This window comes from Collinsella sp. TM10-22, from assembly GCF_003466125.1.
Lineage (GTDB): Bacteria > Actinomycetota > Coriobacteriia > Coriobacteriales > Coriobacteriaceae > Collinsella.
On the sequence record NZ_QSOC01000003.1, the window covers coordinates 22779 to 44374 of the forward strand.

The following is a 21596-nucleotide window of genomic DNA, read 5'->3' on the forward strand; positions in this document are numbered from 1 at the left end:
TCCTCCTCTATAATTTCTGCAGCTGATACCATATTGTAGCGATACACTCTACGTTTCCCCAAAATTGAAAGGCTTCCATGAATCCCAGGACTAAATCTCAGGACATTCGCGACTTGAGCCAAAACGATATTCGCGAACTCGTGGCCGAACTTGGCCAGCCCGCCTTCCGCGCAAAGCAGCTCATCGAATGGGTCTTTGAGAAGAACGTTTGTTCGTTTGACGATATGACCAACCTTCCTAAGGCTTTCCGCGAGCAGCTTAAAGGCGCTTTCGCCTTTGACACGCCGACTGAACTCACCAAGCAGGTTTCCAAAGATGGCTCTCGCAAGTATCTGCTCGAGTATCACGACGGCATTTCCGTCGAGACCGTCGGCATGCCCCGTCGTAATAAGCTTTCCGTCTGCGTTTCCACCCAGGCAGGCTGTGGCATGGGCTGCGCCTTTTGCGCTACTGGCCTCAACGGCCTCAAGCGCTCTCTGACCGCTCAAGAGATCGTCGACCAGGTACTTCATGTATCCAACGACTTTGGCGAGCGTGTCACGAGCGTTGTCTTCATGGGCCAGGGCGAGCCGTTTGCCAACTACGATGAGGTTCTCAAGGCACTGCGTATCCTCAACGACCCCGATGGCATCGGTATCGGCGCCCGTCACCTCACCGTCTCTACCAGCGGCGTTATTCCTGGTATTCGCAAATTTGCCGATATCCCCGAGCAGTTCACGCTTGCCGTTTCCCTGCACTCCGCCATCCAGTCGACGCGCAATAAACTCATGCCCGGTGTTAAGAAGTACACGCTGCTTCGCCTTCACGAGGCGCTTCAGCTCTACACCGAGAAGACTGGCCGCCGCCCGACCTATGAGTATGCCATGATTGAAGGCGTCAACGATACGAATCCCGAGATGCAGGCGCTCTGCGACTTCTGCGAGGGAACGCTGTGCCACGTTAACCTGATTCAGCTTAACGACATCGAGGGCAGCCCGCTCAAGCCGTCGCCGATTCATAAGGTTGAGGATCTTCAGCGCCGCCTTGAGTCTCGTGGCATCGAGACCACAATCCGTAATTCTCGCGGCAATGATATTGATGCCGCCTGCGGACAGCTGAAGCAGCGCTTCAAAGTTCAAAAGAACGCATAGGGGAGTCACACCCCAAAACGTTTCATGTGAAACATCGAGCAGCCCCGGTTGCAGGATATGCAACCGGGGCTGTTTCATTTATTGACCTCGATTATGAATCAGCTGCTACTGGTCCCATTAATAACAGCCAAAATATGGGGTCCTTGTCGTGTGAATCAGACAAGGACCCCTCAAAAATGCTAAGTAATTATTAGGTACCTAATAGCCTACATTTTCCCATTGGTTGCTAACCCAACCTTGATTAATCTTGGGATTCTTCGTTAACTGAGCAGTACGCATGGCAACATCTTCAGTCATAACATCCATTTTCTTCTTGGACGTATCAACAATATCTTGCGCACCACGAAGCAAACGACCTCGGAGCTCATCGTCTGTCGCGATCTTATAGCCAGCAAAGGCACCAGCCGCGACAGTCGTAGCTAATGCAATCGCAGTTAAAATCTTATTCCTCATCTTGGTCTCCTTGATCAAACTGAATCATTTCACCAAGAATACGAGAGAGCTCTTCCTCGTCTTTAAACTCAATCTCAATCTTATTCTTTCCACGTGAGCTCTTCACACGTACGTTGGTATTGAATACCTGACGAAGTACGCGGGCAGCCTTTTTAAAAGACTGAGGCGTTGCAGGCCGCGGCGTCTTAGGTGTCTCTCCGGCAGAAAACAACGGAGCAAGATTTTCTGTCGCTCTAACGGAAAGGCCCTCTGCAACAACCTTCTCAGCAAGTCGAATTCGAGCATCCTCATAGGGAACTGCAAGAATAGCACGTGCATGACCAGCTGTAAGTTTACCCTCAAAAATCATCTGCTGAACAACTTCGGGGAGATCGAGAAGGCGCAGCGAGTTTGTAATTGCAGAACGTGACTTGCTTACCGCCTTCGACAATGCCTCCTGGGTCATACCGCTGGCATCAATGAGCTGGCGATACCCCTTAGCCTCTTCGACGGGATTCAGATCAGAACGCTGAAGGTTTTCGATAAGTGCAAGAGCCAGCATCTCTTCATCATTAACATCTTTAATGATGACAGGCAACTCCTCAAGACCAGCAAGCTTTGATGCCTGGTAACGACGCTCACCTGCGATGATCTCATAGCCGTTTCCATGCTTGCGAACCAAAAGCGGCTGCAAAACACCATGTTCTTGGATTGACTCGCTCAACTCGCGAAGTTCAGTTTCGTTAAAGTGAATTCGTGGCTGATTTGGGTTGGGAACGATATCCTCAATAGGTAGTTTTGTTTCAGATGCAGCATTTGAAGCAGATGCAGCCGAACCACCGGTCTCATACTCGGCCTCTGAGACCAAAGCATTGAGTCCACGTCCCAATCCGCCACGTTTCTTTGCACTAGGCACGCTTGATCACCTCTTTTGCAAGGTTCATATATGCTTTTGCACCCTTATTTTGTGGCGCATAGGTAATTACCGGCTCTCCAAAAGACGGAGCTTCGGAGATTTTAACCGTACGAGGAATCAGTGTCTTAAACGCCTTATCACCAAAGTACGATTGAACTTCCTCAACAACCTGATTCGACAGAGAAGTACGCGAGTCATACATAGTCATAAGCACGCCATAGGTGTCTAAGCTCTTGTTCAGACGTGATTTGACCATCTTCATTGACTCAAGCAGCTTCGTAACACCCTCGAGTGCGTAATACTCGCACTGGATCGGAATCAATACGCTATCTGCTGCAGTCAAGGCGTTAATAGTAAGCAGGCCGAGCGATGGAGGACAGTCAATAAAAATGAAATCGAACTCATCCTGAATCGGCTCAAGCAAATCTTTGAGGCGTGTTTCACGAGCAATTGCGCTTACGAGCTCAATTTCAGCGCCTGCAAGCTGAATTGTAGCAGGAATTACGAATACCTTTTTGCAATTTGTATCAAGAACAAGCGATTCTGCCGGCACATCATTCAACAATGCATCGTAGATGCAGTGATCAAGGTCTTCTTTTTCAATTCCAAATCCACTGGTGCTATTTCCCTGCGGATCGAAATCGACAATCAGTGTCTTACGACCCTGCTCACCCAATGCTGCCGCAAGGTTTACAGCCGTCGTCGACTTACCAACGCCGCCTTTTTGATTGATGATTGCAATGATACGCGTGTCTTTTGCGCTCTTAGAGCGCTTAACGTCGCGAAATCCCACGGTCCCTCCTGGTGTGTATTAAAGCTGTCAAACGGAGGATGTTTCACGTGAAACATTCCGAATCGATATCAACCGCCATGTTTCACGTGAAACACTGCAAGTTGTTAATCTCCATTATGTTTCACGTGAAACATCTAGGCAAGCGGATTCTTCTTTGCCATGCCATTTGCACGGGGCAATGAAACGGATGCCGGATGACTCTTTTTAAGAACAATAAACTCCCTGTGGCCCAAGCCATCAGGCAAATCGATTGCGTCATTCAGAAGCAAAGTGAAACCGCAGATCTTAGCTGCTGACATGCCGGAAGCAAGCTCCTCACCCGAAGGATTGCCCTTGGTGATAACAAATAACCCTCCATCCTTGAGATACGGAGCGGCATACTCAACAAGAATCGGTAGAGGGGCCAGTGCGCGGGCGGTTACGACAGAGAACTGCTTCTTATGGCTTCGAGCATATTCTTCAAGACGATAATGAACCGCATGAGCATATTTCAATCCAAGAGCATGAACAAAAGAATTAACGGCATCAACCTTCTTGCCAACAGAGTCAATATAAGTAGCTTTACGATGCGTGGTTATGGTTAAAGGAATACCAGGGAAGCCAGCACCTGTTCCCATATCGAGCAAAGCCCCCTCAGGAGCCTTATTGATATAGGGGAGCAAAACTAGTGAGTCGAGGATATGAAGTATCGCAGCATCTTCTACGGTAATGATGCGGGTAAGATTCGTTGTCTTATTTGTTTCCAGAACTAAATCCAAATGCTGAATACATTTCATCAGCTCAACATCAGTTACGCTCAAGGAATACTCATTGCAATAGGAAGTTAGACGACTCAACATCTCGTCAGCTTGCTGATCAGTAAGCACTAACAACGAAAGCTCCTTTCTGACAAAAATCAGTGTATCGAGAACTTTTGACAAAAAAAGGGGACGTGGAAACCACGTCCCCTAAGCATAAGCTCGAGTAGATTATCGAGCAACAATCACAACATGGCGATCGGGATCAGAGCCCTCGGAATGAGTGTCAACGGCATCGTTGCCGCGAAGGGCAATGTGAACCAGTCGACGCTCATAGGCATTCATGGGCGGCAAGGAAACACTCTTATGAGTGCGAATGGCGCGCTCGGCAGCGGACTGCGCCATGGAAGCAACCTTGTCCTGTCGGCGGCTCTTATAACCCTCGACGTCCACGACGACCGGATACCTAAAGCCAAGCTTGCGACTCACCAGCAGCGAGAACATAACCTGAAGGGCATCGAGGGTACGTCCATGACGCCCAATGAGAACAGCAAGATCCGGAGCCGTTACATCCAAAATCAGCTCACCCTCGTCGCCCTCATACTCATCGATAGGAGAGTTGGCGGCATCGAAGTGCGAAAGGATGGAACGCAGGATGGAAATCGCGACATCGGCAATGGTGTCGAGCTCCTCGTCTGTCAGCTCTTCACCAGCCTTGTAGCGCTGTGCAATCTCGGGATAATCGCCCGCGACCTGCGGGGCAACCTCCTCAAGCATATCCTCGATGATCTCTTCAGACATAACGTACTCCAAAAGTTAGGTACCTAAATAAGATTACTGTCCCATTACTTCTTCTTGTGCGGGCGCGGCTTCTTCTCGCGACGAGTGACCTCGACCTGCAGCGGAGCGTTCTTAAGACGCTCCTCCTCATCGGCCTTAGCCTTGTCAATAACCTTCTGCGTCACGAAGATCTGCTGGATAACCTGCCAGGCAGAGGACACATCGTAGTACAGCAGAACGCCGACGGGCAGGCTCCAGCCCATCCAAAGCATCATGACCGTCATAACAACGGCCATCATACGCATGCTCTGCGCCTGCTGGCCGGTCTGATTGCGCGACATATAGAGCTGCGGAATCAAGGTCAGGACAGCAAAGAGGATCAGGCAGATCAACGCAGGCAGTGCGACCATAAAGCCATCGGCAAAAGAGGCGCTCGGCGTGGTGGTCAAGTCGGGCAGAATATTAAAGAACGAGAACGTGCCGTCGTTAAAGTAGTCCGGCAGGTTACGCAGCAGCGTAAATAGGGCGAACAGGACAGGCATCTGGATCAACAGCGGCAGACAACCAGCCATGGGGTTGAACTTGTTCTCGCTGTAGAACTTCTGCATCTCCTCGGCCTGACGCTGGGGATCGTCGGCATAGCGCTCCTGGATCTCGAGCATCTTGGGCTGCAGCACCTGCATGCGAGCCGTCGACTTGGTCGACTTGAGCATAAGCGGCGTCAGCAGCAGACGGATGATGACCACCAGGATGATGATGGACAGGCCCCAGTCGACCGCAAAGGTCTGGATGAGCTTGAGCAGCTCGAAAAGGATGTTAACGATCCAATCCCACATGTAAGTTTTCCTCCGATAGCGAGTGCCCGCTAAGGCACAGGGTCATAACCGCCGACGTGCAGGGGATTGCAGCGAGCGATGCGCCTCACGGCAAGCCAGCAGCCTCTCAAAACACCGTACTTCTCAATCGCCTGGATGGCGTATTGCGAGCACGTTGGGTAATAAATGCAGGCGTCAGGCAATAAGGGCGAAATAACCTGTTGATATATGCGAATAGGAGCGATGGCAACACGTCGCAAAACGTGATTGCTCATCGCTCCTCCCCGGCAACGCCGGCGCGTTTCATAAGCGAACGCAATGCCTTGTCCATCTCCTGCGGCGAGGAATCCCTCGTCTTGGGAGTTGCGAACAAGATGATGTCATAACCCGCAACGGGAAATCCGCAGCTGTGGGCGGCCTCGCGCATCACACGCTTAGAACGGTTGCGCACGACTGCGCAACCGAGCCGTTTAGCACCAACGAAGGCGACCCTTCCGGAGTCGCCTTCGCCAACCGATTCACATATGGTCATTCGAATCAGAGGGTGATTGAAACGACGCCCCTGACTGAACACATGCTCGAAATCTTGCCGAGACTTAATAGTCTTCATGCGAGATGTGTGTATCGCTGCTAGACAGTGAGACGCTTGCGGCCCTTGGCGCGGCGACGGGCGAGCACGGCACGACCGCCCTTGGTGGCCATACGGGCACGGAAGCCATGGGTCTTGGCACGCTTACGCTTATTAGGCTGATACGTACGCTTCATCTTAAGTTCCTCCTGCTGCATTTCGAGTGTCCGCGGGGGCGCGGACGCAGATATAGACACGTGAGCTTGAAGATTGTAGGGAAATCAATGTTCAAATGTCAAGAAATCAAAGGTAAAAGGTTGCGCAGTTCACACGGTTCCCCCATAAGCCGAGCTCGATTTAGCGGTGCGTGGCAACTTTTCACGATATTTCATCGAGTTTTCAACAGGTCATGTTGGCAATGTTGAGAACTTTTCGTCCGTTTTCCAAAGTTTTCAACAGGTTTTGAAAGTTTGTCGAAAGATGAGAAACATTGCACGGTGAGCTACTATTTGTTCGAAACCTATTGAAAGATTGCGAGCGGCATGTCTGACGACTTTTACACCATGGTCGATTCCGGAGACCCGGCACCCGACAACGAGCACATCACCGGCGTGCGCGAAGAGCGCGACGAAGGCGAGCAGACGACCACGCAGGCGCCAAAAGCCATGTACGCCGCACGCATAGCGGTCTATGACGATATGCTGTCGACGCCGCGTGTGATCGTCATAGATCCGCAAGATGTCCGCACGTATTTGGAAGAGACAACCAACACCGTCTACCAGTGCATGAAAGAACAAGGTGGCCATATCTCGCTCATGGTCATCCGCGAGATTGTCGAAAACTTTATCCACGCCCACTTTGCCGAGCCCATCATCTCGATCCTGGACGGCGGCGACACTATCCGCTTTGCAGACCAAGGACCGGGCATCGATGACAAGGAACGCGCTTTCGACTTTGGCGTGACCAGCGCAAACAGCAACATGAAGCGATACATTCGCGGGACTGGGGCTGGGTTTCCCATGGTGCAGGAATACCTGGAAAATGCCGGCGGCGCCGTGTCCATCGAGGACAACATGGGCAGCGGCACCGTGGTTACGGTAAGTCTGGACCCCAAGCGCGTGCAGGAAATCGAGCGTGCCGGCGGACGCGGTGCTGCCGTGCGGCCCGAGACGGAGCAGCCCACATATCCCCTGTCGGGAGCTTTTGCGCAGCAGCCCATGGCAACGCAGCAGATGCCGCCACTGGGGTATGGCCAGCAGTTCCCGCAGCAGTACCAGCAGGGATATCAGCAGCCGTACCAGCAGATGCCGCAGCAGCAGTACAACCCCTGGGCCCAGCAGATGCCTCCGCAGCCTTACCAACAGTGGCCCCAAAGTTTTCAACAGCAAATGCCGTCGGTGCAGAGTTCTCAACAACCAGCAGCTCAAATGATGTATCCTAATGCAGCAAATCAGTATGCGCAGCCACAACCGGACGTGTTCGTAAGCGATCGCGGCAACGCCGCGCTGGGCTATCTGGCGCAAAATCAAGCGTGCGGCGCAACCGATCTGGCGAGGGCGTTTGGAAACTCGGCCCCCACTTGGTCACGCACGCTCAATGACTTGGCGCAGGCCGGCTTGGTCATCAAGCATGGCCAGAAATACCATCTGACCGAACTCGGCGCCGCTCGCGTGCGAGCTCAGAGCTAAAGAACGGGAGAGACAGTGGACGAGGAAGCAAGCATCATCCTGGGGGATGCCATCGCCTTTTGCCAGCGCGACGGCCAAGATGCACGCCTCATCAATATGCTGGGGCAATCGCGCGCCATAAGCCTGACCGAAGATACGCTCACGATCGAGGCGCCCTCGCGCTTTGCCATCGCGCAGCTCAAAAAGCATCAGTCGACTATTGAGGCCTATCTGGAAGAAATCGCCTTTGCACCGATTGCACTCGACATCGTGGCACCGCAAGGCGCCGCGACAGAATCCGCTGCCGCGACGGCGCCCGCCACGGCTCCCGCTACTTCCCCGGCGGCGCCGGCCTCCGCAGGCGACGCGCCGACAATCGAGCACCAGCACGGCGATGTTTCCCGTGAAACCATGGCACCGTTGCCGGCCGCGGCGGCGACGTCAACGAACGCACCCGTCACGCACATGCCCATCGCCCACGACGCAGCGGCGGGCGCGGATTCGGGCATTGCAATCAAGAACACGCTCTCGGCCGATGATTTTCGTCGCATGATGAACCAGATGAAGGGCGGAGCGCCGACTAAATCCACGCAAGCTGCGACCCCCGCTTCACCCATGCCAGCACCGACCGTGCCGGCCGAGCAGAATACGGATGGAGCCCCACTCGCCGCGAACTCAAAATTTACCTTTGAGAACTTTGTCTACGGCCCCGAGAACAGCCATGCCTATCGCTCGGCACTCAAGTTTGCCGCCCTCGCGGACGAGCGCGGCACGTGCACATCGCTGTTCATCTACGGCAAATCGGGCCTGGGCAAGACGCACCTGCTGCTTGCCATCAAAAACGAGCTCGCCGAGAAGTCGCCCGAGATCAAGGTCAAGTATGCCAACTCCCAGGCATATCTGGACGACCTGATGACCGAGTTCGACCGCCAAAAGAAGAGCAACGCCCCCATCATGCAGGCGTACCACGGCGTGGACGTGCTCATCATCGATGACATCCAAAACATCATCGGTAAGCGCGCGAGCGTGGACTACTTTTTCCAGCTCATGGACGAGTTCATCCGCAACAACAAGAAGGTCGTCATCGCGGCAGACCGCGCCCCCAAGGACCTGAGCATGGACGAGCGTCTGACCAGCCGCTTCAACGCCGGCATGCTCTGCCTGGTCGCAGAGCCCAGCTACGAGATGAAATACAAGATCTTGCAGCGCTATTACGAGAACACCATCGTCGCCGCTCCCGAGGCAGGCGACGACTCGCTGCTGGCGGCCTATGGGGGCGACGGCGGGCACCTGACCGATGAGCACTTCAAACACATGGCCGAGGTCTCGGGCACCAACATCCGCGAACTCGAGAGCTTCTGCGAGCGCTGCGCCGGCGAGGCGGGTGACCGCGAGCGCGATGGCGGCGAGCTCACCTTTGATGATATCGACGCCATCGCCAGCCAGTACTTCGACACATCGGCCAAAAAGATCAACGTGCAAACGGTTCAGTCCGTCATCGAAGAGCAGTACGGCGTGACGCACGAGGAGCTCATCGGCCCGCGGCGCAACGCCAACATCGCCAAAGCACGCCACATTGCCATCTATCTGGCAATCGAGATGTGCGAGATGACGACCACGGCGGTGGGCGCCGAATTTGGCAACCGCAACCACTCGACCGTCAGCACAAGCTACAAAAAGGTCCAGAAGATGATCCAGGAAGACCGCACCGTCACCGAAGACCTCAAGTCGCTGCGCGATAAAATTACACTGCGATCGTAGGGAAATAGAGACACCTGTTGAAAACTTGTCGAAACCACGGGCATAAGGTGTCTAAAACCCAACCCGCGGTGATGAAAAGTTTTGCGCAGGTTTTGAACGTGGAAAACCACCCCCGTTGCACACAGGTTGCTGTCGATTCTCTTTTTGGGTCTGACCTGCGTCTTTGGGAGTAATCAACAGTTTCGTCAGTGCTATTACTATTATTAAGATATTTATATCTATAGAAAGGTATTAAAAGATGAAGTTCACCGTCAGTCAGAGCTCGCTTACACAAGCCATCGGCGTCGTTATGAAGGGTGTCGCTTCGGCATCCACCCTTCCCATCCTGTCGGGCGTGCTCGTTAAGGCGCAAGACGGCATCTTGGAATTCCAGACCTCTAACTACACCATCTCGATCCGTCATCGCATCGCGGCGCATGTCGAAGAAGAGGGCGAGATGGTTATCCCCTGTAAGATGCTCTCCAATATCACCAAGACTCTCCCCGATGCCCCGGTCACCTTTGAGCTGTCCGAGCGCCAGGTGCTGATTGGTTGCGAGAAGAGCTCTTTCCGCCTGAACACGCTCGATGCCAATGACTTCCCCGAGTTTCCGGCCTATGCCATCGAGAGTGCCGTGGAGCTGCCGACCGATATCTTGTCCGAGATGGTCGGCCGCGTGTGGCGCGTCACCTCGACCGATAAGGCCCGCCCCATCCTGGGCGGCGTGCACATGAAGGTCGAGAACAACACCGTGCGCCTGGTGGCGACCGATTCCTTCCGCTTGGCCGTGTGCGATACGCAGGTCGAGACCTCGACCCTCGAGGGCTCCTTTGAGCTCAACGTTCCGGCGGACGCCTTTAACGACGCACTGAACATCATGGCCAGCCAGGCGACCATCATGATCGGGGCTACCGACACCCAGGTCGTCTTCGAGGCCGGCAACACCACCTACGTGTCGCGCCGCATCGAGGGCGTGTACCCCAACTACAAGCAGCTCATCCCCGATTCGTGCGTGACAAGCGTCAAGATCGACGTCGCCGCCTTTAACGCCGCTCTCAAGCGCGTGGCCGTTATCGCGAGCGCCAACCCCGCCGTCAAGTTCGAGATCGATGTCGAGAACGGGCAGATGGGCTTGTCCTCCATTTCCAATGACCAGGACCTTGCGCAGGAGACGATCGATGTCGAGGCCGAGGGCGAGTCGGGTACTATCGCCTTCAACTACCACTACATCTTCGGCTGCCTCAATGCCCTGTCCAAGGAGAAGGAGATCACACTGGAGCTCAAGAGCTACTCGCAGGCGGGCATCTTCAAGTCCTACGACAAGATCAACTACCTGTACCTAGTCATGCCGGTCCGCATCTAGCGCTGCGCCATGACCATATTCGCCCGCGATCTTTCCGTCGCGCACTACCGCAGTTTCGATAGCTATCGCCTTGCCCTGGACGAAGGCGTGACGATACTTGCGGGACCCAACGCGGCGGGAAAGACCAATCTCATAGAGGCGCTGCAGCTGCTGACGAGCGGCGCCTCGTTTAGGCATCCGACCGCAGCCGAGCTCGTCCATGACGGCGTGGGCTCGTGCAAGGTCGAGCTGAGACTCGAGGGCGACGGCCGCGTGCTTGATATGGGATTGAGCGCGGAGGACGGTAAGCGCTCGTTTAGCCGAAACGGCAAGAGATGCTCTGCCGCCGGTGTGCGCGGGGTTCTGCCGAGCGTGCTGTTTTGCCCCGACCATCTGGACATGGTTAAGCGCGGCGCCAGTGTGCGCCGCGCCGCCCTCGATGACTTTGGCATGCAGCTGAGCGCACGCTATGCCGATCTTGCGAGCACCTATGGGCGCTGCGTGACCCAACGTAACGCCTTGCTCAAGGAAACCTGGTGCTGCCGCGAGATGCTCGGCGCGTGGAACGATTCGATTGCCCGCGCGGGCTCGGCTCTGCTCGTGCACCGGTTGGCCCTGCTCGACCGGCTGGCGGGCCATGTGCGCGCTGCCTACGGGCAAGTAGCGTCCGGTGAAGCCGCCAGCGTGTCCTATGCGTCCACGCTGGGGGATTTGCCCCAGGTCGAGGATCGCGAAGAGCTGAAGGGCTGGGCGTACGAGCGCATGCTGGCTGCCCTTGATGAGCACGCCGACGAGGAAATTCGCCGCGGCGTGACGCTGGTGGGACCGCATCGCGACGAGATCGAGTTTACCGTGGCGGGTCGCTCCGCCCGTTCATTTGCCAGCCAAGGACAGCAGCGAACGCTGGTGCTGTCCTGGAAGGTGGCCGAGGTGGCCGTGGCTCGCGATGTCCTGGGCACCGCCCCACTGCTGCTTTTGGACGACGTGATGAGCGAGCTCGACGGCGAGCGGCGTGGTGCTTTCCTGCGTCTGATCGGCGATGATATCCAGACGGTTATAACCACGACCAACCTGGGGTACTTTACCGATGACCTGCTTGATCGAGCCAAGGTGGTGAGCATGGGTGAGACGTGCTAATTACGAGCGCGAGAGCGAGACGGTCGCCTTCAGTGGCTTTTTGAACGCAGAGCGCCAGCGCATCCTGGCGTCGGCGACGCCTAAGCGCCGTGCGCAGATGGAGGCTGCCGAGGAGTCGCGCGCGGTCCATCGCGCGTGGAACGCGGTGTGCTCGGGCACGCGCGAGGGGCGGCATGTGACGGGGCTGCGCTACCTGCCCGAGTCCAATGAGCTGCTGGTGTATCTCGACTCGCCCTCGTGGACGCAGGAAATGACGCTGTTGCGCGAGATCATCCGCGCGCGCATGGAGCGCGCCGGTGCGCATGTGGACGGCCTGGTGTTCAAAACCACCGCACCCGGTCACACGCCGCCCGCCGCCAAGGAACGCCTGCGCCCGGCGACGACCGAGCGCCCGCCGGCCCCGCACGCCGACCTAAGTGAGGGCGAGCGCACCGAGATCAAGCGCCAAGTGGCGCCCATCGAAGACCAAAAACTGCGCGAGGCCCTCGAGAACGCCATGAGAGCCAGTGCCGAGTGGGCCAAGGGCGTGCAAAGCAAAAAAGAGCCTTAAATCGCATCTGGTGGCCTTGTAGAGCCAAATACCCTCGTTCCCGAGGGTATTTTTTTACGATAAACTAGTAAGGCTGTACACATTTTCTTGACTGAAGGAGGACGTGTGGCAAACGAAAACGATTACGATGGCGGCGAGATTAAGATTCTCGAAGGTCTCGAGGCCGTTCGTAAGCGCCCGGGCATGTATATCGGCTCGACGAGCGCCAGCGGTCTGCATCACCTGGTGTGGGAGATCGTTGACAACTCCGTCGACGAGGCCATGGCCGGTTTCTGCACCGAGATCCAGGTGACGGTCCACGCCGACAACTCCATCACGGTCGTCGACAACGGGCGCGGCATCCCCGTCGACGAGCACCCTGTTAAAAAGATTCCGACGCTCGAGGTCGTCATGACGATCCTGCACGCCGGCGGTAAGTTCGATAACTCGGCCTATAAGGTCTCGGGCGGCCTGCACGGCGTGGGCATCTCCGTCGTCAACGCACTGTCCAAGCGCGTGGTCGTTCAGGTTCGCCGCGATGGCAACACCTACGAGATGGAGTTCTCGCGCGGCAAGACTGTCAAGAAGATGGAGGTCGTGGGCACCTCGGATTCGACGGGCACCACCGTCACCTTCTGGCCCGACGACGAGATCTTCGAGACCTGCATCTACGATTTCGATACGCTGCACAACCGTCTGCAGGAGACGGCGTTCCTCAATAAGAACCTCAAGATCGTGCTGACCGACGAGCGCGAGGCGACTCCCCACGTGGAGGAGTTTTGCTACGAGGGCGGCATCATCGACTTCGTCGAGTTCCTCAACGAGGGCAAGGACGTCCCCGAGGCCTTTAAGGAGCCCATCTACATCGAGGGCAAATCGGACCCGGACGCGCCTGTGGCCAAGATGGGCGAGGTCGAGGTTTCCCTGCAGTGGAATAGCGGCTACGGCGAGAACGTCATGTCGTTTGCCAACGATATCTACACCCCCGAGGGCGGCATGCACCTTGAGGGCTTCCGCACCGCGCTTACCCGCGTAATCAACGATTACGCGCGCAAGCAGAATCTGCTCAAGGAAAAGGACGCCAACCTGACCGGCGACGATGTGCGCGAGGGCCTTTCGGCCGTTATCTCGGTCAAGCTGCCCGACCCGCAGTTTGAGGGCCAGACCAAGGCCAAGCTCGGCAGCTCCTATATGCGCGCGCTGACGCTCAAGATCGTGACCGACGGCCTCGCCGATTACCTCGAGGAGCACCCTAAGCCTGCCCGCGAGATCGTCAAGAAGGCCCAGCAGGCCTGCAAGGCCCGCAATGCCGCCCGCAAGGCGCGCGAGGCGACGCGTCGCAAGAGCCTACTCGAGACGGCGTCCCTGCCCGGTAAGCTCGCTGACTGCTCGGTGCGCGATGCCGAGCTGACCGAGCTCTTTATCGTAGAGGGCGACTCGGCAGGCGGCTCGGCCAAGGACGGCCGTCGCCGAGACATCCAGGCGATTCTGCCCCTGCGCGGCAAGATTTTGAACGTCGAACGCGTTGGCGACCACCGCGCGTTCTCGAGTGACACCATCCAGTCGCTGATTACCGCGATCGGCTGCGGCGTTACGACGAGTGCCGGCGACGGCGGCGACTTCGATATTGCTAAGGCGCGTTACCACAAGATCATCATCATGACCGATGCAGACGTCGACGGTGCGCATATCCGCATCCTGCTGCTGACATTCTTCTACAAGTACATGCGTCCGCTGATCGATGCCGGCTACGTCTATGTTGCCTGCCCGCCCATCTTTGGCATTAAGGTGCGCAACAAGATCCACTACGTGTATCCCAACGGCCGCCAGCCCGAAGACGAGATCCTACGCGACACCATCCAGAGTCTGGGCCTGAACCCCGACGACAACGACGAGGACGGCAAGGCCAAGGATGGCAAGATCACCAAGAAACGCAAGGGCTATACCGTCCAGCGCTACAAGGGCCTGGGCGAGATGGACCCCAAGCAGCTTGCCTCGACGACGATGGACCCCAAGACCCGTATTCTGCAGCGCGTGTCGATCGAGGACGCCGTGGTGGCAGACCGCGCCGTGCGCGAGCTGATGGGTTCCGAGGTCGGCTATCGCCGCGAGTACATTGAAAAACATGCACATGATGCACGATTCCTTGACGCTTAAGAGGAGGTAACGTGGCAGACGATATCAACAATAACGAGGGTATGGGCGAGGCCGGCGATGCCGGTATGCCCGACGATCTGAAGCGCCTGCTTGCCCGTGCTGAGCAGGGCGAGGACGGCGATCCGGACGCCTATAACCCCGATGCCGATGATGAGGAGGAAGAGGACGACGACGCCGAGCTCGAGGAGAGCTTTGGCGAAGTCGACCGTGGCGCCTCGGCCGGCGAGGATATCAACGGCGGCCAGCTCCAGATTTCGGAGTTCGGTCGCGAGATGAAGCAGTCGTTTATCGAGTATTCGATGTCGGTCATCACGGCGCGCGCCCTGCCGGACGTGCGCGACGGCTTAAAGCCGGTGCACCGCCGCATCCTGTACGCGATGAACGAGAGCGGCATCTACCCCAACCGCCCGCACAAGAAGTCGGCGTGGACGGTCGGCGAAGTTATCGGTAAGTACCACCCGCACGGCGATTCCGCGGTCTACGAGGCCATGGTTCGACTGGCGCAGTGGTTCTCCATGCGCACGCCGCTCATCGACGGCCACGGCAACTTCGGCAACATCGATGGCGACGGCGCGGCGGCCATGCGTTACACCGAGAGCCGCCTGGCAAAGCCCGCCATGGAGCTTCTGCGCGACCTGCAGAAGGATACCGTCGACTGGCAGCCCAACTACGACGAATCGCTCGCCGAGCCCCAGGCGCTGCCTGCGCGCTTCCCCAACCTGCTGGTCAACGGCAGCCAGGGCATCGCCGTCGGCATGGCCACCAACATCGCCCCGCATAACCTCACCGAGGCGATCGAGGCCACCTGCTACCTGATCGACAACCCCGACGCCACCGTCGACGAACTCATGCAGATCATGCCCGGTCCGGACTTCCCCACCGGCGCCATCATCATGGGCAGCGCTGGCATTAAGCAGAGCTACGAGACCGGCCGCGGCTCCATTACCGTGCGTGCCAAGGCACATGTGGAGTCCACCAAGACCGGCCGCAGCCGCCTGGTCTTTACCGAGATTCCCTACATGGTCAACAAGGGCACCCTGCAGGAGAAGATCGCCCAGCTCGTTAACGACAAGCGCATCGAGGGCATCTCAGACATGCGCGATGAGTCCAACCAGAAGGGCATCCGTCTGGTCATCGAGCTCAAGAAGGGCGTCATTCCGCAGGTCGTGCTCAACAACCTGTATAAGTACACCTCGCTGCAGACGACCTTCGGCGCCAACAACCTGGCGCTTGTCAACGGCGTGCCCAAATGCCTGAGCCTGCGCGAGATGCTGCAGCACTACATCGACCACCAGGTCGACGTCGTCACCCGCCGCACCCGCTTCGACCTTAAGAAGGCCCAGGCCCGCGCGCATATCCTCGAGGGCTACCTGATGGCCCTTGACCATATCGACGAGGTCATTAGCATCATCCGCTCCTCGCAGACCGACTCCGAGGCCAGCAGCCGCCTGATCGAGCGCTTTGGGTTTACGCCCGAGCAGACCACGGCCATCCTTGAGATGAAGCTCCGCCGCCTCACCGGCCTGGAGCGCGACAAGATCGAGGAAGAACTCGAAGGCCTGCGCCGCGCCATCGCCTACTACGAGGATCTGCTTGCGCACGAGGAGAAGATCCTCGGCGTGATCAAGGAGGAGATGCGCGAGATCGCCCGCAAGTTTGGCGACAAGCGCCGCACCGAGATCACCCACGCCGAGAAGGACCTCGACGTCGAGGACCTCATCGCCGACGAGGACATGGTCGTGACCATCACCCACACCGGCTACGTGAAGCGCATCCCGGTGGCCGCCTACCGCGCCCAGAAGCGCGGCGGCAAGGGCGTCTCCGGCGTGAGCCTCAAGGAAGACGACGTCATCGACGAGATGTTCATCGCCAGCACCCATGAATACGTGCTGTTCTTCTCGACGCGCGGCAAGGTGTACCGCCTCAAGGTGCATGAGCTGCCCGTGGGCACCCGCCAGGCCCGCGGCACCGCGATCGTCAACCTGCTGCCCTTCGAGGAGGGCGAGAAGATCGCGAGCGTCATCAGCTGCCGCGAGTTCCCGGCCGACGAGTACCTGATGTTTGCCACCAAGAGCGGCATGGTCAAGAAGACCGTGATGAGCGCATATGACCGCAGCCGCCGCGACGGCCTGATCGCTATCAACCTGCGTGACGACGACGCGCTGCTGAACGTGCGCCGCGTGCGCGAGGGTGACAAGATCATCCTGGCCACCACTGCGGGCAAGGCGATTATGTTCTCCGAGGAGCAGGTGCGCGCCACCGGCCGCGACACCAGCGGCGTTCGCGGTATCGGTATGAAGGACGGCGTGAGCGTTCTGGGCATGGAAGTCACTAACGGCAACGGCGATCTGTTCGTCATTACCGAGCGCGGCTACGGCAAACGCACGCCGGTTGCGGACTACCCGGAGCAGAATCGCGGCGGCCAGGGCGTCTACACCATCCAAATGACCGAGCGTAAGGGTAACCTCGCGGCCATGAAGGCGGTGGGCCCGCAGCACGAGCTGTTCATCGTGACGGAAGGCGCGACGGTCATTCGAGTCAAGACCGACGAGATCAGCCAGACCGGTCGCGCGACCCAGGGTGTGAAGATGATGAGCGTGGGAGATGGCGACCGCGTCACCGCTGTGGCTCGTATGACGAGTGCCAAGAAGAAGGCCAAGGTTCCGGCCGTTGCCGAGGGCCAGGAGTCGCTCGACCCGCTGGCCGCCGGCGCGATGGAAGCCCCGGCCGATGACGACCATGTTGACATCGGCTCTGGTGACGAGGCGCTGGAGGACCTGCTCGAGGAGTAAGTGAAGGCCTTCGGCCGCCCCGAGGACGACTTCGACTGGGTGCGCGACCGCCCCGGCCACGACCGCCGCTACGCCATCGACGCGGCCAAGCTCCGCCGCGAGCTCGGCTGGGAGCCGAGGAACACCGACTTCGCCGCGGGCCTCGCGGGGACGATCCGCTGGTACCGCGCCAACGAGGCCCGGCGGCGCTCCGCCAAGGAGGCCACCGAGGCCAGGTACAAATCTCAGGGGCAGTAGGACCGCCCGCGTCAATACGGCGGGCCTCTCTGGCGTCTTCCGAAAGGGCCTGTCTCGCCTGAGGCTTCCATTGGTTTGACGATGCCCCCGTGGACCCAAATGATGGCGGGTCCATGGGGGCGTCTCATTTCGTGGGTTGGTTAGGCATGGAGCGGCCTCTTCATCCGTGTCGATTTGCGATGCCATTCGTCCTAATCCTCAGCGGCACTTCAAGATTGTCAATTATCCAGCCCCCTGGAGAGCCAATGCCTATAACATTCACACCCATCTCCGACCGTGTATCAGGGTGTCGGATATATCGAGATCGCATGTCGCCCATGGTATCGGAAGGCTTATCCCATAGAAATTAATCGGAGAGGTGTCTATTGTTTCGAGGTGGCCGTTCGCCCTACGGATCCACGATGTGCCACGGGCGTCGGTAAAAGCAATCTCTGAGCCAAGAACAATTCCCATTCCGCGCCCGTGAGTTGGCAAAAGAGTGGACCAGGAACCCGGAGGAAGAACGGATATGTAAGAACGACATTCATAGTCAGGGCCGGCGAGTTCACCGTTAGGTTTAGGGCCGCTTCCCTGGATTCCAACACAAGTTATGACGACGTTGTAAACCGGAGATTCACTTTTGTTTGACAAGACAGTCCGCATGTATAGGAAAGCGCTGTCGTATGGGTGGTCGTCGGGCCCGAGATCCTCAAGCCAGCACGAGACGCCTTCCACCTGAGCGCCGCCGCATATCTTCATCGTGTACATTTCTTGCGCGATGAGAGTCTCGGAGTGCGACTATGACCGCTGTGGCAGTTGCTATCGCGCTTATGATTTGAACTGCTAACTCTATGAGTCGATCACAAGTCATGCCGTCTCCATTCATATTGCGTGCATGTTAGGTCCTTGAAAGGGCATTCTAGTCTCACGATATCGAAAAAAAGCCGTTCCCGAGGAATTTGGAATTAATTGCTGGAATATGCCCCGTCGTGAGGCGATATATCAAACTATATCTATACTATCGATATATATATCTGATTACAGATATAATCTGATACAGATTCAGATATAAGGAGTTGGATATGAGTGTCCCGCAGCGCGAATCTTTAATCGTAGAATTTAAGAGCGATCGTAAGACCATCTCCGAAAATGTCATCGTAGATGAGGTGGTTGCCCTCTCCAACACCGATGGAGGGGAGCTGTACATTGGTGTCGAGGACGACGGAACGCTCACCGGTGCTCAGCCTCAACATCGAGACCCGTTGCAGATGAGCGCCATGATTGCGAACAAGACAGTGCCTTCTGTCTCCGTGCGAACGGTCGTCCTTGTGGAAGACGAAAAGTACATTACTCGAATAGAGGTTCCGCGTTCCACGAGCGTCATCGCTTCCGCCCAGGGGCGTATCCTGCGCCGGCGTCTCAAGGCCAACGGCGAACCTGAGAGCATACCAATGTATCCGTACGAGATATCGACCCGCCTCTCCGACCTTGGTCGCTTGGATTACTCCGCCCAGCCCGTCCCGGATACTACGCGTGAAGATTTTGATCCGTTGGCGATGGAAAATCTTCGTAATGTTGTGCGGAAATACAATAACAGCGATAAATCGCTTCTAGAGCTCGACGATGAGGATCTTGAGAGGGCGTTGGGGTTTGTCGCAACCGTTGGAGACCAAACAATTCCAACTTTGACGGGACTGTTGATGATCGGCCGCGAAGATGTTCTTGCCAAGGCCGTCCCCACTTCCGAGGCGACCCTTCAGGTGCTGGAGGGCACGAATGTGAGGGTAAACCTTACCTATAAAGGCCCCCTGCTCCGCACTATCGAGCAGGTCTCCGAGGCGATCATACCGTGGAATCCCGTCACCGAAGTATCTTTGGGGTTGTTCAGCGATCCGATTGAAACGTTTAACGGCCGCGCAATTCGCGAGGCGCTTGTAAACGCATTCGGGCACAGGGATTACTCGATGTTGGGTAGGGTCCGCGTTCTGATTGACGACACGGGTTTAACCATTTCGAATCCGGGCGGTTTTATCGAAGGCATATCGATCGATAACCTTCTCACTGCCGATCCCCATGGAAGAAATCCGAGTCTCATGGACGCCCTTAAGCGCATCGGCCTCGCAGAGCGAACCGGGCGAGGGATCGACCGAATCTATGAAGGCTCCCTGCTTTCGGGCAGGCCTCTCCCGGATTATTCCGAATCCGGTTCGACGGGCGTCAGCCTGTTTATTGCGCGCAGCAAGCCGGACCAGGAATTCATCAAGCTCATTGCGGAAGAGTCGGAGAAGAGATCTGCGCCGCTTCCCCTGCAGACCCTGCTTGTCCTCGATGCGCTCAAGCGCCTGCGTCGAGCTACGATTGAGGTGCTGACAGAGCATGTTGACGTTCGAAAGGCTCAACTCATCCAGACGGTAGAGCTGCTGGTCGAGTCTGGTCTGGTTGAGGCAGTTGGCTCGGCGGCGCATAGGGAATACCGTATGAGCTCAAAAGTATATAAGCGCACGGGAAGAGTTAAGGAGTATGTACGTCAGGCGGACATCGATTCGATCCGCTATCCAGAACTCATTTTAAGACTGGCGCGGGAACAGGGGCGTGTGACCAAGCAGGATGTGGCGGAGCTCCTTCACGTTAATCCCGATGTTGCTTACTATGAAATTCGGAAGTTGATCAAGGCTGGAGAGCTTAAGTCGGCAAAACGCGGTCCGGACGCCCATTACGTCCTGAGCTCCCAGTAGTGGGGCTCAATATCTATATCGAACTATATCTGGAACTCTGACATCTATATCGATACCACAGAGATAGTCCGATATAGATGGGGTGATGTTAGATATCGTCTCAAAAGGCTCATAGCTGACGGTGTAGTCACTGTTGATGTTCACTAAGATGTGGTCCGAATGACCACCGCTTCCTGAGTGCCGTGGTCATTGAGAATTGAGCAGAGCATGCCCCGGAAGGGTAACTGCATCGACGACGGCGCCATGGAGCAGGTCTTCGGCCACATGAAGGACAAGTTCTTCCGGAGGGATGTGGCCCGACTTCGAGTTCTTCAAAGCGGACCTCGACGCAATTATCTTTCTATTCCTGCAAGATGTAATAGCTTGAGCGTAATCAGCGCGAGGTTGTATGAAATCCAGTGAATGTCCAACTTCATGCCTTTGAATAGGGAGCTGCCTTCCGCACCGCCGTATTCTGGATACCGAAAGTATTCAATGTGTCCCTCCTCAACGCACTTTTGGTATAACGTGCAGAAATCGACAATCCAATCGCAATACGCCGGTAGCGGGCTATATGCGTTATTGACCTTCTCGGCAAGAACACCGAGGTTGTGGGTTCTAATGAAGGAGTTGGTTTTGGCGAGCAGGAGATACTTAAACCCAAGTTCAACTGCATGTCCACCTAGATAGGCGGTTGCGACGGAGTCGGGGCGTACGGTTGCTAGTGTGTCAAAGGAATCAATATACTCGAGCCAAAAGTGCTTCCAAAGTTCCAGACGCTTTCGATCGTCGCTTTCCAAATCAAGTTTCCTGGAGAGCGAGCTTGTGGTGGTGTCACTGAATACCGGACTTCTCTCATATAGAGCATGTTGCGAGGGGGAGGTTCCGTCAAGTTGAATTAGATTTCGGTGGTCGATATTGGCTCCGAGCGCGCTAAAAAGCTCCATGTGATATTACTTCCTTGTCGTCGGTATTTATTGATTCTGCCCAAGTGTAGAGGGCGTACATATCGTGTGACGTTTTCGGTCGACCCCTGCTGGGGTGCGTCTGAACTCTGTTGAGGTTGGACATATTGCCAATGTGAGTGGGGCCGCTGCCGAAGAGAGTGATATTCATTGTGGAAAGAGGTCG

At 56.6% G+C, this 21596-nt stretch carries 19 protein-coding genes and 1 pseudogene; 10 read left to right on the top strand and 10 right to left on the bottom strand.

Annotation, left to right across the window (positions count from 1 at the left end; translation table 11 throughout):
• The first annotated feature begins 77 nt into the window (after positions 1 to 77).
• On the top strand, positions 78 to 1130 hold the full coding sequence (gene rlmN / locus DXD94_RS03545) for a 23S rRNA (adenine(2503)-C(2))-methyltransferase RlmN (RefSeq protein WP_117763252.1): 1053 nt from the start codon (positions 78 to 80) through the stop codon (positions 1128 to 1130).
• A 198-nt stretch (positions 1131 to 1328) separates the two neighbouring features.
• On the opposite strand, the gene DXD94_RS03550 is transcribed toward rlmN, so the two are convergent.
• From DXD94_RS03550 to rpmH, 9 genes are all read right to left on the bottom strand, one after another.
• Positions 1329 to 1583, bottom strand: a complete 255-nt coding sequence (locus DXD94_RS03550) for a hypothetical protein (protein ID WP_117763253.1) — start codon at positions 1581 to 1583, stop codon at positions 1329 to 1331.
• Positions 1573 to 2478 carry a ParB/RepB/Spo0J family partition protein gene (locus tag DXD94_RS03555; RefSeq protein ID WP_199412330.1) on the bottom strand — a complete coding sequence of 302 codons (906 nt, stop codon included), beginning with the start codon at positions 2476 to 2478 and terminating at the stop codon, positions 1573 to 1575. Before DXD94_RS03555 ends, DXD94_RS03550 begins: the two co-directional genes overlap by 11 nt.
• Positions 2471 to 3271: a ParA family protein gene (locus tag DXD94_RS03560; protein ID WP_117743374.1), complete on the bottom strand. Its 801-nt coding sequence runs from the start codon at positions 3269 to 3271 to the stop codon at positions 2471 to 2473. The genes DXD94_RS03555 and DXD94_RS03560 overlap by 8 nt, the downstream gene beginning before the upstream one ends.
• A gap of 134 nt (positions 3272 to 3405) precedes the next feature.
• Positions 3406 to 4071, bottom strand: a complete 666-nt coding sequence (gene rsmG / locus DXD94_RS03565) for a 16S rRNA (guanine(527)-N(7))-methyltransferase RsmG (protein WP_233540310.1) — start codon at positions 4069 to 4071, stop codon at positions 3406 to 3408.
• Positions 4072 to 4239: 168 nt separating this feature from the next.
• Positions 4240 to 4809 (bottom strand): R3H domain-containing nucleic acid-binding protein, encoded by a 570-nt coding sequence (locus tag DXD94_RS03570; protein WP_022093802.1) that lies wholly within the window; start codon positions 4807 to 4809, stop codon positions 4240 to 4242.
• Positions 4810 to 4853: 44 nt separating this feature from the next.
• Positions 4854 to 5624: a YidC/Oxa1 family membrane protein insertase gene (locus tag DXD94_RS03575; protein ID WP_117734818.1), complete on the bottom strand. Its 771-nt coding sequence runs from the start codon at positions 5622 to 5624 to the stop codon at positions 4854 to 4856.
• 29 nt (positions 5625 to 5653) lie between these two features.
• A complete protein-coding gene (gene yidD, locus DXD94_RS03580; protein WP_117584026.1) occupies positions 5654 to 5878 on the bottom strand; it encodes a membrane protein insertion efficiency factor YidD in 225 nt (74 codons plus the stop codon).
• Positions 5875 to 6213 carry a ribonuclease P protein component gene (gene rnpA, locus DXD94_RS03585; RefSeq protein ID WP_117763255.1) on the bottom strand — a complete coding sequence of 113 codons (339 nt, stop codon included), beginning with the start codon at positions 6211 to 6213 and terminating at the stop codon, positions 5875 to 5877. Before rnpA ends, yidD begins: the two co-directional genes overlap by 4 nt.
• A gap of 20 nt (positions 6214 to 6233) precedes the next feature.
• Positions 6234 to 6368: a 50S ribosomal protein L34 gene (gene rpmH, locus DXD94_RS03590; protein ID WP_019127408.1), complete on the bottom strand. Its 135-nt coding sequence runs from the start codon at positions 6366 to 6368 to the stop codon at positions 6234 to 6236.
• 345 nt (positions 6369 to 6713) lie between these two features.
• Here rpmH and DXD94_RS03595 point away from each other — a divergent pair, with 345 nt between their 5' ends.
• The 9 genes and pseudogenes from DXD94_RS03595 to DXD94_RS03635 all read left to right on the top strand — a co-directional run bounded on the left by DXD94_RS03595 (position 6714) and on the right by DXD94_RS03635 (position 20486).
• Positions 6714 to 7859: an ATP-binding protein gene (locus DXD94_RS03595; RefSeq protein ID WP_117763256.1), complete on the top strand. Its 1146-nt coding sequence runs from the start codon at positions 6714 to 6716 to the stop codon at positions 7857 to 7859.
• 15 nt (positions 7860 to 7874) lie between these two features.
• A complete protein-coding gene (locus DXD94_RS03600) occupies positions 7875 to 9599 on the top strand; it encodes a DnaA ATPase domain-containing protein (protein ID WP_117763257.1) in 1725 nt (574 codons plus the stop codon).
• 238 nt (positions 9600 to 9837) lie between these two features.
• Positions 9838 to 10941, top strand: coding sequence for a DNA polymerase III subunit beta (dnaN, locus tag DXD94_RS03605; RefSeq protein WP_022094338.1), 1104 nt, complete (start codon positions 9838 to 9840; stop codon positions 10939 to 10941).
• A gap of 9 nt (positions 10942 to 10950) precedes the next feature.
• On the top strand, positions 10951 to 12057 hold the full coding sequence (locus DXD94_RS03610; RefSeq protein WP_117763258.1) for a DNA replication/repair protein RecF: 1107 nt from the start codon (positions 10951 to 10953) through the stop codon (positions 12055 to 12057).
• Positions 12044 to 12607 carry a DciA family protein gene (locus DXD94_RS03615; protein WP_117763259.1) on the top strand — a complete coding sequence of 188 codons (564 nt, stop codon included), beginning with the start codon at positions 12044 to 12046 and terminating at the stop codon, positions 12605 to 12607. The genes DXD94_RS03610 and DXD94_RS03615 overlap by 14 nt, the downstream gene beginning before the upstream one ends.
• Positions 12608 to 12712: 105 nt before the next feature.
• Positions 12713 to 14743: a DNA topoisomerase (ATP-hydrolyzing) subunit B gene (gene gyrB, locus DXD94_RS03620; protein ID WP_117734810.1), complete on the top strand. Its 2031-nt coding sequence runs from the start codon at positions 12713 to 12715 to the stop codon at positions 14741 to 14743.
• Positions 14744 to 14784: 41 nt separating this feature from the next.
• Positions 14785 to 17535: a DNA gyrase subunit A gene (gyrA, locus tag DXD94_RS03625; protein ID WP_199406615.1), complete on the top strand. Its 2751-nt coding sequence runs from the start codon at positions 14785 to 14787 to the stop codon at positions 17533 to 17535.
• A gap of 12 nt (positions 17536 to 17547) precedes the next feature.
• Positions 17548 to 17772 (top strand): annotated as a pseudogene (locus DXD94_RS03630) (dTDP-glucose 4,6-dehydratase); the annotation flags it as partial.
• Between the two features lie 1061 nt (positions 17773 to 18833).
• A complete protein-coding gene (locus tag DXD94_RS03635; protein WP_117734808.1) occupies positions 18834 to 20486 on the top strand; it encodes an RNA-binding domain-containing protein in 1653 nt (550 codons plus the stop codon).
• 332 nt (positions 20487 to 20818) lie between these two features.
• On the opposite strand, the gene DXD94_RS03645 is transcribed toward DXD94_RS03635, so the two are convergent.
• Positions 20819 to 21412 carry a hypothetical protein gene (locus DXD94_RS03645; RefSeq protein WP_117734807.1) on the bottom strand — a complete coding sequence of 198 codons (594 nt, stop codon included), beginning with the start codon at positions 21410 to 21412 and terminating at the stop codon, positions 20819 to 20821.
• Positions 21413 to 21596: the final 184 nt, after the last annotated feature.